This is a genomic window from uncultured Thiohalocapsa sp. (assembly GCF_913063425.1).
Taxonomy (GTDB): domain Bacteria; phylum Pseudomonadota; class Gammaproteobacteria; order Chromatiales; family Chromatiaceae; genus Thiohalocapsa.
Map to the genome: position 1 here is coordinate 75,620 of NZ_CAJXYK010000005.1, position 16,603 is coordinate 92,222.

Below are 16,603 nucleotides of genomic sequence, written 5' to 3' on the forward strand. Positions count from 1 at the left end.
GCTGAGGGCTGAGGAGGAGAATCAGGTCGATCCTGTCATGATCGACGCCCGCAGGCGCTGCGGCGCGTCTCAGCCGGCGGCATTGTCCGCCGGTCTTCCGGCACCGCGCAGCCCATAGGCCAATGCCAGCAGGACGGCGCCGCCGAGCAGCATCGGCAGCGTCAGCAGCTGGCCCATGGTGAGCCAGTCGAAGGCGAGATAGCCGATGTGTGCATCGGGCTGGCGGACGAATTCCACCGCAAACCGAAACAGGCCGTAGAGCAGCAGGAACAGCCCGGAGACGGCCATGGTGGGCCGCGGGCGGCTGGAGAACCACCAGAGCACGACGAACAGCACCAGCCCCTCCAGTCCCGCCTCGTAGAGCTGGGACGGGTGCAGCGGTGGACTGAATTCGCTGCCGGCCGGCAGCCCGACGCAATACTCCGGAAAGCGCACGCAGGGCAGCTGCATCGCCCAGGGCACCCAGGTGGCGTGGCCCCAAAGCTCACCGTTGATGAAGTTGCCGATGCGCCCGGCGAGTAGGCCGAGCGGCACCAGAGGCGCCACGAAGTCCCCCACCTGAAAGAAGCCGAGCCGGTACTTGCGCGCGAAGAGCCAGATGGCGATGAGCACACCGATGAGCCCGCCGTGGAAGGACATGCCGCCCTCCCAGACCTTCAGCACGTTGAACGGGTTGGCCAGGATCTGGTCGTAGCCGTAGAAGAACATGTAGCCGAGTCGCCCACCCGCGATGACGCCGATGACGCTGTAGAAGACGACATCGTCCACCATCGCGGCGGTCCAACCCGAGCCGGGCCGTGACGCCCGCCAGCGCCCGAGCAGCCACGCGGCCGCGAAGCCGATCAGGTACATGAGCCCATACCAGTGGACCTTGAGCGGGCCCAGCTGGAAGGCGACCGGGTTGATGTCGGGGTAGGTCAGCATGGGCGCGGATGGTAGCACGGTGTGCGCTGACCGCCGGTGACGGTGCCGTGTCCACCGCCCTCGGCGGGCACGGCGAGCCGCCACCGTGACGGGCCTGCACCGGCGCCCGCGCCGGCACGACGAGCGGCCCCCAAAGCACGGCCTGACCACCTGCGCACAAGCGTCCTTGCCCCCATAATCAAGGAGCCACCGACGCCGACCCCAGAGCCGGCGCCTGACCACAGCAAGCCAGGACTCACCACTGCCGACATGAGCACCGCAACAGCCGTATCACCGACACCCGGCGCGGACGCACTCCGGGCCATCGCGCGGCGCTTCGCCGACGCGGCCCCCGCCTGCGACTACTGGACCCTGCGCCTGGTGGACGAGACCTACGAGGGCCTTGCCGTGCGCGACGACGTCGCCGAGCCCAGCAGCATCGGCGCGAGCCGCGGCGCCATGGTCACCCTGGTGACCGACGGCGGCGTCGGCTATGCGGCGACCGCCGACCTCTCCCCGGCCGGGCTCGCCGCCGCCGCCGGGCAAGCAGCGACATCCGCCGCGCTGCACGCGAGGCTCGGCCTCTTCGACGCCAAGCTCTTCCCGCGCACCAGCGTGCGTGACAGCTATGAGACTCAAGTGAAGCAGCCCTGGGCGCAGATGACCCTGGCCGACAAGCTCGGTCTGCTCGGCGACGCCTGCGCACGGCTGGACCTCGGCGAGCGCATCGTCGAGCGCGCCGCCTGGCTCGGCCACCGGCGCGTGCACCAGCTGCTGGTGAGCAGCGACGGCGCACACCTCGACCAGACTCTGAGCTATGTGCATTCCGGCCTCGCCGCCACCGCCCACATCGCGGGCCAGACCCAGACCCGCACCGGCGGCGGCCACGACCGCCCCGGTCAGGGCGGGCTGGAGCGCCTCGCCGGCGCGGGGCTGCTCGACGACGCCGAGCGCGTGGCCACCGAGGCCATCGCCCTGTGCGAGGCACCGGAGTGCCCGAGCGGCCAAATGGACCTGCTGCTGCTGCCGAGCCAGATGACGCTGCAGATCCACGAGTCCATCGGCCACCCGCTGGAGCTGGACCGCATCCTCGGCGACGAGCGCAACTACGCGGGCCTGAGCTTCGTCACGCCGGACATGTTCGGCACCTATCGCTATGGCTCCTCGCTGCTCAACGTCACCTTCGACCCGGGCGTTGCGGGCGAGCTCGCGAGCTGCGCCGCCGATGACGACGGCACGCCGGCGAAGCGGGTGCACCTGATCCGCGACGGCATCCTGGAGCGCCCCCTCGGCGGCGAGCTCTCGCAGCGCCGTGCGCGGCTCGCCGGCGTGGCCTGCGCCCGCGCCAGCGGCTGGGACCGCCCGCCCATCGACCGCATGGCCAACATCAACCTGGAGCCCAACGAGGAGGCCCTGTCCGACATGATCGCCCGCGTGGAGCGCGGCGTGCTGATGGACACCAACCGCTCCTGGTCCATCGACGACAGCCGCAACAAGTTCCAGTTCAGCTGCCAGCTGGGCCGGCTCATCGAAGACGGCGAGCTCAGGGGCCTGGTGCGCAACCCGGGCTATCGCGGCGTCTCGGCGCGCTTCTGGCGCAGCCTCGACGGCGTCGGCGGTCGCGAGACGCTGGAGGTGCGCGGGGTGCGCAACTGCGGCAAGGGCGAGCCGAACCAGTCCGTCTACGTGGGCCACGCCTCGCCGCCCTGCCTGTTCCGTGACATCGACGTGTTCGGAGGTGGCCTATGACACCGGAACGCTTTTTCGCGCTGTTCGACACCCTCGCTGCAGGCTTGAGCGGTGACGAGCTGCTCTTCGCCGGCCTGGGCGCCGAGCGCTCTGACTTCGTGCGTCTCAACCAGAACCGCGTGCGCCAGGCGGGCAGCGTGCACAGCGCCGATCTTGGACTCACGCTCATCGACGGCGCCCGCCAGGTGGCGGGCGGCTGCCCCCTGAGCGGCGATGCCGACGCCGACCTCGCCCAGGCCCGCGCGCTGCTGACGCGGCTGCGCGAGCGCATCGTGCACGTGCCGGACGACCCCTACCTGAACATCAGCACCGAGCCCGCCCGCTCCGAGCGGCGCCTCGACGCCACGCTGCCCACGCCCGACGAGGCCATCGGCACCCTCACCGACCTCGCCGAGGGGCTGGACCTGGTGGGCATCTGGGCCGCCGGCGATGTCATGGAAGGTCTCGCCAGCTCCATCGGCCACCGCCACTGGCACCAGAGCCGGAGCTTCAACCTGGACTGGTCCAGCTACCTGGGCCGCGACAAGGCCGTGAAGGCGAGCTGGTCCGGCTTCGACTGGCAGCCGGAGCAGCTGCGGCACAAGCTCGAGCAGCAGCGTGCGGACCTGGCCGTACTGGGCCGCCCGACCCGAAGCATCGAGCCCGGGCGCTACCGCGCCTATCTGGCGCCGGCGGCACTAGCGGAGCTGATGGACCTGCTCGCCTGGGGCGGCTTCGGCCTGCGCGACCACCGCACCCAGCAGACGCCGCTGCTCAAGCTCGCCACCGGCGAGCAGCAGCTGAGCCCGCAGCTGACGGTGGTGGAGGAGCACAAGCGCGGCCTCGCGCCCGGCTTCACCGACGAGGGCTTCACCAAGCCCGATCAGGTCAAGCTCATCGAGGAGGGTTGGTATCAGGACTGCCTCGCCGACGCCCGCAGCGCCAAGGAGTACGAGGCCGCCGTGAACGCCGCCGCCGAGTACCCGGAGGCACTCGCCATCGCCCCCGGCGACCTCGCCACCGCCGAGGCCCTGCACGCGCTCGACACCGGCATCCTCATCGGCAACCTCTGGTACTGCAACTGGTCGGACCGTAATGCCTGCCGCATGACGGGCATGACCCGCTTCGGCACCTTCTGGGTGGAGCACGGCGAGCCTGTGGCGCCGCTCGCGGTGATGCGCTTCGACGACAGCCTCTACCACCTCCTCGGCGACCGCCTGGAGGGCCTCACCCGCGAGCGCGAGCTGCTGCTCTCCGCCGAGACCTACGACGGCCGCAGCACCGACAGCAGCCTGCTGCCCGGCGCGCTGGTGAGCGGGATCGATCTGGCGCTGTAAAGCCCTGCTCACTCGTCCACCCGTTCCACTCGTTCCCAAGCTCTGCTCACTCGTCCACTCGTTCCCAAGCTCTGCTTCCACTCGTTTCCACTCGTTCCCAAGCTCTGCTTGGGAACGCGGCCGCGAAGCTCTGCTTCGGGTCTCCGGGAAGCGGAGCTTCCAGACCCGGTTCCCAAGCGGAGCTTGGGAACCAGTGGCACCAGTGGCACCAGTGGCACCAGTGGCACCAGTGGCACCAGTGGCACCAGCTCAGCCGCCGAACAGATCCTTCAGCGCCTGCAGCGTCGTCTGCCGGCCGAGCTCGCCGATGGCGGTGGTGAGCGGAATCTCCTTGGGGCAGACGCGCACACAGTTCTGGGCGTTGCCGCAGTCCGTCAGGCCGCCCTCGGCCATGATGGCGTGCAGTCGCGCGGTCTTGTCGTAGCGGCCTAAAGGGTGGGCGTTCAGCAGGCGCACCTGGGCGAGCGCGCTGGGTCCGATGAAGCCGCGCCCGTCGCCGGCGGAGTCCGGGAACTGCGGGCAGGCGGCGAGACAGATGCCGCAGCTCATGCAGCGGCTGTAGCGATAGTCCGCCGCCCATTGGCGCTGGGAGATGCGCGGGGCGCGCTCGTGGGTAACCCAGGGGCCGTCCAGGCGCACCCAGGCCTGCACGCGCTGAAGGCCCGCGAACAGCCGGGCGCGGTCCACCATCAGATCGCGCACCACCGGGAACTTGGGCAGCGGCTCCAGGCGGATGACATCGCCCAGCTCCGCGAGCAGCGTTGAGCATGACGGTCTGGGGCTGCCGTCGATGAGCATGGCGCAGGCGCCGCAGACCTCTTCCATGCAGTTGTGCTCGAAGGCGACGGGGTCCACGCGCTCGCCGTCGGTGGTGACGGGGTCGAGCCGCAGCGCCCGCAGCACAGAGACGATGTTGTCACCGGGCTTGGCCGCGACACGGAAGCGCTGCCAATAGGGCGCCGTGTCCGGGGCATCCTGGCGGCGGATGCGAAGCTCCACGGTGCGGCGCTCCGGTGTGCTGGAGGGCGCTACCCTGGTGCCGGGCTCCGGCCCGACAACCGCACTGCTCGTGGTGCCCGCACCACTGCTCCCGGCAGCCTCGAATGCCAGCCGAACCGCACGACGGACGCTGTTCATCGCATGCCTCCGGGTATCAGTCGCCGCGGCCCCGGAGCCAACCCGAACGCCAGGCTTCGATGGGTTCTGCACCAGCGGACCGAAGCCCGCCTTCCCCAGGGTGCCGACTGACGTCGGCGGACCCAGGGGCGACCCCGGGCCTTCCAAAGTGGCGCGCTGAACGCCGCACTCCTGCGCTCCTGCACCCCCATCATCGGTAATCCCGCGGCTGATCCGGCGCCAGCACGCTCAGGTCCACCGGCTCGAAGTCGATGCGCGGGCCGTCCAGGGTGTGCTCGGCGACGGTGGTCTTGAGCCAGCGCTCGTTGTTGGCGCGCCAGCGCTCGCGGTAGTGCGCCCAGTCCGGTCCCTCTTGGCGCCCTTCGGGCAGGGGCAGATCGAATTCGGGCTTGTAGTGGGCACCGCGGCACTCGTCCCTGGCCCTTGCGCTCACGGCCATGACGCGGGCGAGCCGGATCATGTCCTGCACCTGCCGGGCGTGGGCCAGCGTCTGGTTGGCCCAGGGGCTCGCTTCGCCCAGCGCCATGTGCGCGGCGCGGCGCTCCAGCTCGGCCAGCGCGTCGATGGCCCGATCCAGGCTCGCGTTGTCGCGCACCACGCCGACGCGGCTCGTCATCAGCGCACCCAGCTCCTCGTGCAGCGCAAAGGGATTCTCGCCCCTCTCGGCGGCCATCAGCTCCCGGTTGATGGCCTGCTGGCGGGCCACCTCCGCATCGAAGGGCGCCGCGGCCAGGCTGTCGGCGCCGCGCTCGATGCCGGCCAGGTGGCTCAGCACCGCCTCGCCCGCCACGCGCCCGGAATAGGACGCCGACAGGAGCGAATTGGCGCCGAGCCGGTTGGCGCCGTGGTAGCCATAGTCGCACTCGCCGCAGGCGTAGAGCCCCGGAATGCTGGTGGCATGGTTGCGCGGGCTGCCTGGGGCGACGCCGCCGGTGGCCGGGTCGTGCTCGAAGTCCACCCAGAGCCCGCCCATGGCGTAGTGCGCGGCGGGGAAGATTTCCATCGGGGCGTCCAGCGGATCGGTGCCGGCGAATTTGCGGTAGATGGACAGGATGGCGCCCAAGCGGGACTCCACGAAGCCGCGGTCCAGGTGGGTCAGATCCAAATAGACCCGGTCGCCGCCGCCGATGCCCTGCCCCAGCTCCCGGCAGACCCGCCAGATGGCGCGGGAGGCGATGTCCCGCGGCACCGTGTTGCCGTAGGCCGGGTACCAGTCCTCCAGGAAGTACCAGCGCTCGGCCTCCGGGATGCGGCCCGGCTCGCGCCGATCAGCGGGGTCCCGCGGCACCCAGACGCGCCCGCCTTCGCCGCGGGCGGCCTCGGACATGAGCCGCGTCTTGTCCTCGCCGAGCATGGCGGTGGGGTGGAACTGGAAGAATTCGGCGTTGGCGAAGCGCGCGCCCTGCTGGTAGGCGCGGCTCGCGGCGGCGCCGGTGGAGTTCGTGGAGCAGGTGGTCTGGGGCGCGTAGAGCTGGCCCAGGCCGCCGGTGGCGAGCACCACGGCGTCGGCGCGAAAGGACTGGACTTCGAGCGAGCGCAGATCCATGGCCACGATGCCGCGGCAGGTGCCGTCCGCGTCCTTCGCCAGCGCCAGAAACTCCCACCACTCCAGCTTCTGCACCGCGCCATCGGCTTCGAGCCGGCGCACCTGCTGGTCCACGCCGTGCATCAGCTGCTGCCCGGTGCTGGCGCCGGCGAAGCAGGTGCGCTTGTGCTGCACGCCGCCGAACAACCGCTGGTCCAGCAGCCCCTCCGGCGTGCGCGAGAAGGTGACGCCCATGCGCTCGAAGGTGCGGATCAGCCCGGGCGCGGCCTCGCACAGGGACTTCACCGGCGGCTGGTTGGCGAGCCAGCTGCCGCCCTTGAGCGTATCCCGGATGTGCTGCTCGACGGTGTCGTGCTGGCCCTTGCCGTCCAGCACGGCATTGATGCCGCCCTGAGCACACACTGAATGGGAGCGCATCACCTCGAACAGGGAGAACAGCAGCACCCGGTGCCCGCCGGCGGCGATGGCGAGCGTTGCCCAGAGCCCGCCGAGCCCGCCGCCGACGACAATGACCCGCCGCCCGCTCATGCCCCGGCCCCGCTGGGCGCAACGAGATAGCCCACGAGGCCATGGGTGCCGATGGCCCCGAGCAGGAGCCCGACGCCCGCGCAGACCCAGCCGAAGCGCCGTTGGGCGTCGGCGCTGGTGGTGAGCCCCCAGCTGATGGCCGCCGTGGCCAGCCCGTTGGCAAAGTGCAGCACCGCGAGCCAGAGCCCGACGAGGTAGAGCCCGAAGACCCAGGGGCTCGACAGCGCCCCACGCATGTGCCCGAACAGATCCGCGTGGATGGCCGGGTCCATGAGCCCGGCGATGCGCGTCATGCCCACATGCAGCAGGATGAACGCCACAAGCCCGAGGCCGGAAAGGCGCTGAAGCCAGTACAGCCGGTTGCGCAGGTAGCCGTAGCGCAGCGGCTCCGCCCGGCCGCCGCCGATGATGGCGAGCCCGTAGACCGCGTGGAAGGCGAGCGGCAGGGCGATGAGGAAGATCTCGATGAAGGGCAGGTAGTTGAGCCCCGCCAGCGCGCCCACGACCTCGGTGTTGAAATGCTCGGCCCCGAGCCGCGACTGGCTGTTCTCCCAGAGATGGAAGGCCAGGAAGGCCCCCACCGGCACCACGCCCAGCAGCGAGTGCAGGCGACGCAGGACGAAGTGGGGGTTGGCGATGGACGGCATGAGGCAGTTTGAAGCGTGAAGATCGAAGGGTGGAAGGCGGGCAGCGCATAGGCCCGCAGGCGGGTGTCCGGGGACCTGCTGGGAGACCTGCTGGGAGACCTACTGGGAAAGGATAGCGGGCATGCGGGCCGGTGCCGTGACCCGGCTCAGTGTATCGGTATATTCCTGAGTGCTGATGCATGGGCGCCCGCCATGCCGCCCGCGGCCCCGCGGGATGCAGCACACCCGGCCGACTCGCCAGCGCCCGGCGACTGTGGCAGGATCGATGCCCCCTGCATTCCTGTGGAGAAGGCCCCGCGCATGCGACTCGGCATCGACCGTCTGCTCATCGAGCCCGAACTGCGCCGGCCCCTCGCCGGTCGGCGCATCGCCCTGCTGGGGCATCCGGCGTCCGTGAACCACGTGGGCCGGCACAGCCTGGATGCGCTGATGAGCCTGGTCGGCGCCGGCCACGCCAGCGGCGGCGGCCTGCACATCACCGCCGCCTTCGGCCCCCAGCACGGCATGCGCGGCGACAAGCAGGACAACATGATCGAGTCCGCGAACTACGTGGACCCGATCCACCGCATCCCGGTGTTCAGCCTCTACGGCGATGTGCGCTACCCCACCGACGCCATGCTGGACAGCTTCGACGTGCTGCTGGTGGACCTGCAGGACATCGGCACGCGCATCTACACCTATGTGACGACCCTGGCCAATGTCCTGGACGCCTGCGCGGCCAGGGGCAAGGCCGTCTGGGTGCTGGACCGCCCGAACCCCGCCGGGCGGCCCATCGAGGGCAGCCTCCTCGAGCCCGGCTGGGAGAGCTTCGTCGGCGCCGCGCCGCTGATGATGCGCCATGGCCTCACCTTCGGCGAGCTGGCCCAGTGGCTCGTCGCCGCCAAGGGGCTGGAGCTTGAGTGCGAGGTCATCGCCATGCAGGGCTACGACCCGGCGGCGGCGCCCGGCTTCGGCTGGCCCCGGGACGAGCTCGCCTGGGTCAACCCGAGCCCGAACGCCTCCAGCCTGAATATGGCCCGCTGCTTCCCGGGCACGGTGCTGTTGGAGGGGACCACCCTGTCCGAGGGCCGCGGCACCACGGTGCCGCTGGAGGTCATGGGCGCGCCGGACCTGGACATCTGCCGGTTGCTGAAGCGCATGGAGAGCCTCCAGGCGGACTGGATGGCGGGCTGCCAGCTGCGCTGCTGCGGCTTCGAGCCCACCTTCCACAAGCACCAGGGCCGGCTCTGCCACGGCTTTCAGATTCACACCGACTGCAGCCACTACCGCCACGACGCCTTCCGCCCCTACCGGCTCACGGCGCTGTTCCTGAAGGCGCTGCGGCTGGAGTACCCGGACTACGCCATCTGGCGCGACTTCCCCTATGAGTACGAGACCGAGCGCCTCGCCATCGACCTGCTGACGGGGGGCACCGCTCTGCGCGAATGGGTGGACGACGCCACCGCCGAGCCCGCCGACCTCGAGGCGCGGCTGCGCCCCGACGAGGCACTGTGGGCGGAGCAGCGCTCCCCCTTCCTGCTCTACTGACGGCCACGGCCCCCATGCCCTGCCCCGCACCCGCGCCATGATCGGACGCCTGCACGGCCGCATCCTCGCCAAGCACCCGCCGCAGGTGCTCATCGACGTGGGCGGCGTCGGCTACGAGGTCGAGGCGCCCATGAGCACCTTCTACGACCTGCCGGCGGTGGGCGAGGCGGTGACACTCATCACGCATCTGGCGGTGCGCGAGGACGCCCATGTCCTCTACGGCTTCCTGCACGCACGCGACCGCGCCCTGTTCCGCGACCTGCTCAAGGTCACCGGCGTCGGCGCCAAGATGGCGCTGGCGATCCTCTCCGGCATGGACGCCCAGCGCTTCGCAGTCTGCGTGGAGCAGGAAGACATCACCGCCCTGAGCCGCCTGCCCGGCATCGGCAGGAAGACCGCGCAACGGCTGGTGATGGAGATGAAGGACCGGATCGCCGGTCTCGGCGGCGGTGCAGCCGGCGTGCTGCCGACTCGGGACACCGGCACGCCGGCCGCTGCCGACGAGCCGCTGGCGGATGCCGTGAGCGCCCTGGTGGCCCTCGGCTACAAGCCGGCTGATGCGAACCGCATGGCCCGCGCCGTGGATGCCGACGGCAAGACCTCGGAGGAGATCATCCGCGCCGCCCTGCGCGCCGTCTCGGCGGGCTGAGCAGCCGCGGGGCCGCGACACCCGGGGCGGCTGCGCCACGCATCCCCGGCACACCACCGCGCGGTTACAATCCCCGCTTCGACCGGAGCCTCCACGGCGTGACGCTATCCCAACCACGCCACCCCAAGGTTGTGCCCCTCAACGAAGCTGACCCGGACACCCCAATGAGCCCAGACGCCGACGCCCCCGCCCATCTGCCCCCGCCGGATTGGCTGTCCCCGGAGGACGTGTTCTACGAGGACATCCGCTACCACCGCGCCGAGGGCATCGCGCGCATCACCATCAACCGCCCGGAGGTGCGCAACGCCTTCCGCCCGGAGACGGTGATGGAGCTGCTGGACGCCTTCCATCGCGCCCACCTGGACCCGGAGGTGGGCGTGGTCATCCTCACCGGGCAGGGGGACCTCGCCTTCTGCTCCGGCGGCGATCAGCGCGTGCGCGGCCACGGCGGCTACCGGGACGCCGCCGGCACCGAGCATCTCAACGTGCTGGAGCTGCAGCGGCGCATCCGCACCCTGCCCAAGCCCGTGGTGGCCATGGTGGCGGGCTATGCCATCGGCGGCGGCCATGTGCTGCACCTGGTGTGCGACCTCAGCATCGCCGCCGACAACGCCCGCTTTGGCCAGACCGGCCCCCGGGTGGGCAGCTTCGACGCCGGCTACGGCGCCGGCCTCATGGCCCGCACCGTCGGCCTCAAGAAGGCCAAGGAGATCTGGTTCCTGTGCCGCCAGTACGACGCTGAGGAGGCCCTGGCCATGGGCCTGGTGAACACCGTGGTGCCGCTCGCGGAGCTGGAGGCCACCACCGTGGACTGGTGCCGGCGCATGCTCCAGCTCTCGCCCACGGCGCTGCGCTGCCTGAAGGCCGCCTTCAACGCCGACAGTGACGGCCTCGCCGGCATCCAGGAGCTCGCCGGCAACGCCACCGGGCTCTTCTACCAGACCGAGGAGGCGCAGGAGGGCCGCAACGCCTTTCTGGAGAAGCGCCCGCCGAACTTCTCCACCTACCGGCGGCGACCATGACGCCGGCCGCTGCCGGCCGCCGGGCCACCCCGGTGTCAGCCCGCAGGAGCGGGTCGATAGGCGGCACCCGCTCGGCGCCGGGCCGATGAGCAAATCCGCCGCCCTCACCTGGGACGCGGTGCGCCAGCACGCCGGGCGCTGGCTCAGCGCCGCACGCCCGAAGACGCTGCCGCTGGCGGTCACGCCCGTGCTCGGCGCCCTGCTGCTCGCGCTGGCGGACACCGGGCGCATCGCACCATTGACGGCGCTGGCGACGCTGCTTGCCGCCGCCGGCATCCAGATCGGCACCAACCTGCACAACGACGCCGCCGATTACGAGCGCGGTACGGACACCGGCGAGCGGCTCGGCCCGCCGCGCGCCTCCGCCCAGGGCTGGTTCACCAGCGCGCAGGTGAAGCGCGCGGCGCACATCGCGTTCCTCACCAGCTTCATTTTGGGCTTGCTCCTGGTGCTGCGCGGCGGCTGGCCCATCCTGCTGCTCGGGCTCGCCGCCATCGCCGCCGGCTATGCCTACACCGGCGGCCCCAAGCCCATCGCCTATGGGCCTTATGGAGAGCTCTATGTGCTCGGCTTCTTCGGCATCGCCGCGGTGGCCGGCAGCTACTACCTCCAGACCCTGACCCTCTCCGCCGGGGCCATCAGCCTGGGCCTGGCGCTCGGCCTGCCGGCCGCGGCGGTGCTGCTGCTGAACAACTACCGGGACTTCGACACCGACCGCGCCGCCGGTCGCCACACGCTCTGCCACCTGCTCGGCCGCCGCACCGCCAGGCTGGTGTATGCCGGCCTGCTGCTGGCACCCGTCCCGCTGATGCTCTGGGGCGGACTGCCCGGCACGACCTGGCCCGTGCTGGCGGCGCTGCCGGCGGCGGCCTGGCTCATCCGCCAGCTTCACACCCGCCGGGGGCAGGCCCTGAATGCGCTGCTGGCGCGCACGGCGCAGTACCAAATGCTGCTGGTGGGGCTCTATGGGCTCGGGCTGTTCCTGGGCTGGCTCCGGCACTGAGTGCCGCCCGATGATGGCCGTCGCCAGCCGCCGCATGCCGCAGCTGCCTGCGGCGTCGACAGTCAGCCGGCCGACATGACAGACCTGCGGCTCCTCCTGCATCCCTACCGACTCCCGCTGCGCCGCCCCTGGCGCACGGCCCGCGACACACTTGCGGAACGCACCGGCTGGCTGGTGCACGCCGAAGCGGATGGCGCCAGCGGCTTCGGCGACTGTGCGCCGCTGCCGGCGGCTGGCACGGAGACCGCAGCCCAGGCGGCGCAGCGGCTTGCGCACTGGCGCGCCCGGGCCGGGGAGGGCGTCGCCGCGCTGCTGGCGGCGCTGGCCATCGAGCCCAGCGCGACGCCCGCCGCGGACTGCGCCGTGGAGACCGCCCTGCTGGACCTGTGCGCGCGCCAACGGGGCCTACCGCTGCGGCGGCTGCTGCATGCGGCGGCGCCGGACCAACTCGCCGTCAACGCCATGCTCGGCGCCGCCGGCACGCTGCACACGGCCGCAGTGGAGCAGGCGCTTGCCGCGGGCTTCAGGGTGCTGAAGGTCAAGCTCGGCACCGCACCCCCGGCAGAGGAGCTCGCCCGCCTGGAGGCAGCGGCGGCGCTGCTGCCCGCAGGTGCAGCCCTGCGCCTCGACGCCAACGGCGCCTTCGATGCCACCAGCGCAGCCGCCTGCATTGCCGAGGTCGCCGGGCTGCCCATCGACTGCCTGGAAGAGCCGCTGGCGACGCCCGACGATGCTGCGCTCGCGCACCTCCAGGCCACCGCGCCCTTCAGCCTGGCGCTCGACGAGTCGCTGGCGGGCCGGCCCGATCTGCACCCGGCCCGCCTGCCCGTGCGGCGGCTGGTGCTGAAGCCGGCGGTGGTGGGCGGCCTGCGCCGCACCCTGCGGCTCGCCACACAGGCCCATGCCGCCGGCCGCGAGGTGGTGCTGACGAGCCTGGTGGAATCCGCCGCCGGGCTCTGGGCCACCGCCCAGCTCGCGGCAGCCACCGGCGGCCCGCTCGCGCATGGGCTCGCGACGGCGGATTGGCTCGCGGCGGACCTGGGTGCTGCACCCATGATCGACGCTGGCTCAATCATGCTGCCGGAGGCGCCGGGCAGTGGCTTCATGGCCTTCGATGACCAGCCGCAGGGGCCGGATACATGAGTGATGGCGTGGCTATGGACCTGCTCCCGGGCTACGCCTGCCGCCGCTTCGGCGCGCCGGGTGATCCGCCCGGGACGCTGCTGCTGCACGGCTTCACCGGCACCGGCGCCGACTGGGACTTCTGGCCCGCCACCGCCCCGGCGGCCCTGGCGCCGGACCTGCCCGGCCACGGCGACAGCCCCGACCCGCGCGGCGACTTCGCAGCAGAGACCGAGCGCCTGCTGGCGGTGCTGCCCGCCGGCGTCGAGCGCCTGGTGGGCTACTCGCTCGGCGGGCGCATCGCGCTGTGCCTGCTGGCGGCGGCGCCGCAGCGCTTCACCGCCGCCACCATCGTCTCCGCCCACCCAGGGCTCTTCAACGCCGGCCAGCGCGACGGCCGCCGCGCGGTGGACCAGCGCTGGATCGCGCTGCTGCGCACGGCGGGCATCGCCGCCTTCGTGGACGCCTGGGAGCGCCAGGCGCTGTTCGCGAGCCAGGACCGACTGCCGGCGGATGTGCTCGCCGCCCAGCGCCGCCGCCGGCTGGCCCAGCGCGCGGAGGGACTCGCCGCGAGCCTCGCCTGTTGCGGCCTCGCCGAGATGCCGGACACCTGGGCCGCCCTCCGGCGCTGGCCCGGGCGGCTCAGCTGGCTCGCCGGCGCCCGCGACGACAAGTTCGTCGCCATCGCCGAGCGCGTCGCCCGGGAGCGCCCCGGCACGCAGGTCCACATTGTCCCCGACGCCGGCCACAATCTGCTGCTGGAGGCGCCGGCTGCGGTGCTGGCGGCGGCAGCCGGTGCGGAGGATCACCCGGCGGCGGGTTGACCGCCACGTCTGCCGGCGTAGCGTCTTGAGTATGTCCGCCCCCACCTTCGAGCACCACTTCCGCGTCGCCCTGCACGACACCGACGCCGCCGGCGTGCTCTTCTTCGCCCACCTCTTCCGCCATGCCCACGATGCCTACGAGGCCTGGATGACCCAGCTCGGCTTCCCGCTGGATGCCATGCTGCGCGCGGGCGACCTGCGCCTGCCGCTGGTGCACGCCGAGGCCGACTACCGCCGCCCACTGCACCACGGCGCCGCCGTCAGCGTCCAGATCACCCCCGCCGCCGTCGGCGCGGGCAGCTTCACGCTGCACTACCGCTTCCGCACCGGCGACGGCAACCTCGCCGCCACCGCCCGTACCGTGCACGCCGCCATCGACGCCGACGGCCGCCGCAGCCTCCCCGCCCAGCTCCGCCAGGCCCTCGAAAACTATCCACTAAACAACGGCTAGCGCCAACGGCAGGCATGGGCGCTCACGAAGAATCACGGCCACAGGAATGCGGTGACGGTCTACTTATCTCAAAGAGTCATAGCGAAATCCTGGTGACGGTGCACATAACGTAAAAATGGGGACGGTATATCTAATTACTCGACGTCGCGAAAGTTGTTTCAGCCGCGCGCGTAGTCGCTGAGCCTCTGAGCCTAGAAAGAGCAGTTGACCGCTTCAAAGCACATGCAAATGCCTGAGCCTCGCGGACTTCGGGAGTACTTCTCGCGCCACCATCCGGGTGAACGCCGCTACGGCCGCCATGGCACGCCCCGCGCGGCGCCTGGCTGCGTTACAACGGAGCACGGTGACGGTATACGAAATCAATGCCGCCCATTTCAGGACGAGGGATGTAAGCTCAATACGGTTACCGTCACCGTATTTTGGGCGCATATCCTCCTTTGCCACCGCCAAAGCGAATTAGGTTTACCGTCCCCGCATTTGTCCCAAAGTTTGCCCCACAAATAATGAAGTCCTCCGGATCGCTCCGCGCGAGGCCCGAGCTGCCGGCTCAAATGTGGTTACCGTCCCCGTATTTGTCCCCGTATTCGTGCGCATCTTTTCCTTTCGCATCAACGCATTGAGTCCCCGGACGATTGGGAGTGGCTGCGTCCGATGCGGCGGCGAGTCGCGTCAGCGCGGCCCGGTCTGGTTTGCCGGAGGCGAGCAGCGGCAGGGCGTCGAGGCGGCGGAAGATGCGCGGTCGCTGCCGCGACGGGAGCCTGTCACGGCACCAGGCATCGAGCACGGCGGGCGCCGCGGGTCCGCTCCAGCAGGCGGCGAGTGTCGCACCCCAATGGGGATGGGCGACGGCCACCACGGCGACTTCGCGCACCCCCGGGGCGGCGGCGAGCTTCGCTTCCACGGCAGACGGTGACACCTGCTCGCCGCCGATGACGACGAGCTCATCGGCGCGGCCGAGCACCCGCAGGGCGCCATCCGCATCCAGCCGGCACAGGTCGCCGGTGGTGAGCCAGCCGTCGGCGAGCCCCCGGCCCGGCCGCCGCGCAGCGTCTGCATAGCCCGCCATGAGCATGGGCCCGTGCAGGCGCAGCGGGCGGGGCGGCTCCGCGGGGCCGGCGCAGTCCAGCATCACATCCGGCAGCGGCGGGCCGACCCGCGCACCCGGCCCGGCGCCGTCCCGCCAGGGGCCGACGGCGACCATGGAGCCCGTCTCGGACATGCCGTAGCTCACATGGAGCGGCCAGCCAGCACGCAGCGCCCGCCGGGCAAGCGCCGGATGCAGCGCCTGACCGCCCAGCAGCAGCACCCTGAGCCGCGGCGGGGGTGCGGGCATGACCTCCAGGAGCCGCGCCAGCATGGTGGGCACCAGCGACAGGTGGGTGACGGGATGCCGCGCCAGCGCGGCGGCAACCGCCTCTGCCTGGAAGCCGCCCTGGACTGCGGCGACGCCTCCGCCGTCAGAGAGGTCGGCGGAGATGTCGGATGGGTCGAGCGCAGCCTGCCCATCACCGGCATGGGCGTCGTCCACAGGCAGCGCAGGCGCCGCCGCATTCCCCAGCAGCCGCAGCGTCGCCCCCGCCGCCGCACAGCGCCAGCCGATGGCGAGACCGCCGATGTGGTGCAGCGGCAGCACACAAAGCCATTCGTCGCCGGCGCCCAGGTCGAGTGCGGCATTCACGCGAGCCGCAGAAGCCGCCAGCTGCGGGGCCGTGAGCATCACCACCTTCGGCATGCCCCCGCTGCCGCTGGTGCGGATCAGGAGCGCCGGCGCAGTCCGGTCTGCCAATGGTCCTGCCTCGCGCCGGCAGCCGGTGCGGGCGAGCCCACCGCGTCGCCACCGCCACTCGGCGCCCACCGCCGCGCACAGCGCATGGCGCTCCGCCGCCGTCAGGCCGGGCGGATGGGGCAGCAGCCCGGCGCCGACCTCCACCAGCGCATGCTGCAGCAGCACCAGGTGCAGCGGGTCGTCGGCAGCCCGCAGCACGACATCGCCCGGCGCCAGCCCCTGCGCCGACAGCTGCAAGGCGGTGCGGCGCACAGCCGCAGCAGCGGCGTCCACGGACCAGCGCCGGTCCCCGACGGCAAGGGCGGGCACGGGCGCTGTCCGCGCCGGTGTGTCTGCCTGAAGCGGCGCTGGTGGCGGCGGGCTCGGATGGGCTGCTGACACGGCGACGGGTCC

Annotated in this window: 14 protein-coding genes; 9 read left to right on the forward strand and 5 right to left on the reverse strand. The window is 71.6% G+C overall.

Going from position 1 to position 16,603, the window contains the following annotated elements:
* Nucleotides 1–69 precede the first annotated feature (69 nt).
* A complete protein-coding gene (gene lgt, locus QZ607_RS03810) occupies nucleotides 70–924 on the reverse strand; it encodes a prolipoprotein diacylglyceryl transferase (protein ID WP_295879841.1) in 855 nt (284 codons plus the stop codon).
* A gap of 249 nt (nucleotides 925–1,173) precedes the next feature.
* Between lgt and QZ607_RS03815 the strand changes: the two genes are divergently transcribed.
* Nucleotides 1,174–2,652, forward strand: a complete 1,479-nt coding sequence (locus tag QZ607_RS03815; RefSeq protein ID WP_295879844.1) for a TldD/PmbA family protein — start codon at nucleotides 1,174–1,176, stop codon at nucleotides 2,650–2,652.
* Nucleotides 2,649–3,968, forward strand: coding sequence for a metallopeptidase TldD-related protein (locus tag QZ607_RS03820; RefSeq protein ID WP_295879845.1), 1,320 nt, complete (start codon nucleotides 2,649–2,651; stop codon nucleotides 3,966–3,968). The genes QZ607_RS03815 and QZ607_RS03820 overlap by 4 nt, the downstream gene beginning before the upstream one ends.
* Nucleotides 3,969–4,217: 249 nt before the next feature.
* Here the strand turns inward: QZ607_RS03820 and sdhB are convergent, their stop codons facing one another.
* From sdhB to QZ607_RS03835, 3 genes are all read right to left on the reverse strand, one after another.
* Complete coding sequence (sdhB, locus tag QZ607_RS03825; protein ID WP_295879847.1) at nucleotides 4,218–4,967, reverse strand: succinate dehydrogenase iron-sulfur subunit; 750 nt, start codon at nucleotides 4,965–4,967, stop codon at nucleotides 4,218–4,220.
* 328 nt (nucleotides 4,968–5,295) lie between these two features.
* A complete protein-coding gene (sdhA, locus tag QZ607_RS03830; protein WP_295879848.1) occupies nucleotides 5,296–7,179 on the reverse strand; it encodes a succinate dehydrogenase (quinone) flavoprotein subunit in 1,884 nt (627 codons plus the stop codon).
* Nucleotides 7,176–7,826, reverse strand: coding sequence for a succinate dehydrogenase (locus tag QZ607_RS03835; RefSeq protein WP_295879850.1), 651 nt, complete (start codon nucleotides 7,824–7,826; stop codon nucleotides 7,176–7,178). The genes sdhA and QZ607_RS03835 overlap by 4 nt, the downstream gene beginning before the upstream one ends.
* Nucleotides 7,827–8,126: 300 nt before the next feature.
* Between QZ607_RS03835 and QZ607_RS03840 the strand changes: the two genes are divergently transcribed.
* The 7 genes from QZ607_RS03840 (at nucleotide 8,127) to QZ607_RS03870 (ending at nucleotide 14,424) form a co-directional block, all read left to right on the forward strand.
* Nucleotides 8,127–9,353: a DUF1343 domain-containing protein gene (locus QZ607_RS03840; RefSeq protein WP_295879852.1), complete on the forward strand. Its 1,227-nt coding sequence runs from the start codon at nucleotides 8,127–8,129 to the stop codon at nucleotides 9,351–9,353.
* Between the two features lie 37 nt (nucleotides 9,354–9,390).
* On the forward strand, nucleotides 9,391–10,002 hold the full coding sequence (gene ruvA / locus QZ607_RS03845) for a Holliday junction branch migration protein RuvA (protein ID WP_295879855.1): 612 nt from the start codon (nucleotides 9,391–9,393) through the stop codon (nucleotides 10,000–10,002).
* Nucleotides 10,003–10,166: 164 nt separating this feature from the next.
* Nucleotides 10,167–11,024: a 1,4-dihydroxy-2-naphthoyl-CoA synthase gene (gene menB, locus QZ607_RS03850; protein ID WP_295879858.1), complete on the forward strand. Its 858-nt coding sequence runs from the start codon at nucleotides 10,167–10,169 to the stop codon at nucleotides 11,022–11,024.
* Between the two features lie 85 nt (nucleotides 11,025–11,109).
* Complete coding sequence (menA, locus tag QZ607_RS03855) at nucleotides 11,110–12,027, forward strand: 1,4-dihydroxy-2-naphthoate octaprenyltransferase (protein ID WP_295879860.1); 918 nt, start codon at nucleotides 11,110–11,112, stop codon at nucleotides 12,025–12,027.
* 75 nt (nucleotides 12,028–12,102) lie between these two features.
* Nucleotides 12,103–13,170 (forward strand): o-succinylbenzoate synthase, encoded by a 1,068-nt coding sequence (gene menC, locus QZ607_RS03860; protein WP_295879861.1) that lies wholly within the window; start codon nucleotides 12,103–12,105, stop codon nucleotides 13,168–13,170.
* On the forward strand, nucleotides 13,167–13,973 hold the full coding sequence (locus tag QZ607_RS03865; RefSeq protein WP_295879864.1) for an alpha/beta fold hydrolase: 807 nt from the start codon (nucleotides 13,167–13,169) through the stop codon (nucleotides 13,971–13,973). Before menC ends, QZ607_RS03865 begins: the two co-directional genes overlap by 4 nt.
* 31 nt (nucleotides 13,974–14,004) lie before the next feature.
* Nucleotides 14,005–14,424, forward strand: coding sequence for a thioesterase family protein (locus QZ607_RS03870; protein ID WP_295880024.1), 420 nt, complete (start codon nucleotides 14,005–14,007; stop codon nucleotides 14,422–14,424).
* A 547-nt stretch (nucleotides 14,425–14,971) separates the two neighbouring features.
* Here the strand turns inward: QZ607_RS03870 and QZ607_RS03875 are convergent.
* Nucleotides 14,972–16,519: a class I adenylate-forming enzyme family protein gene (locus QZ607_RS03875; protein WP_295879866.1), complete on the reverse strand. Its 1,548-nt coding sequence runs from the start codon at nucleotides 16,517–16,519 to the stop codon at nucleotides 14,972–14,974.
* Nucleotides 16,520–16,603 lie beyond the last annotated feature (84 nt).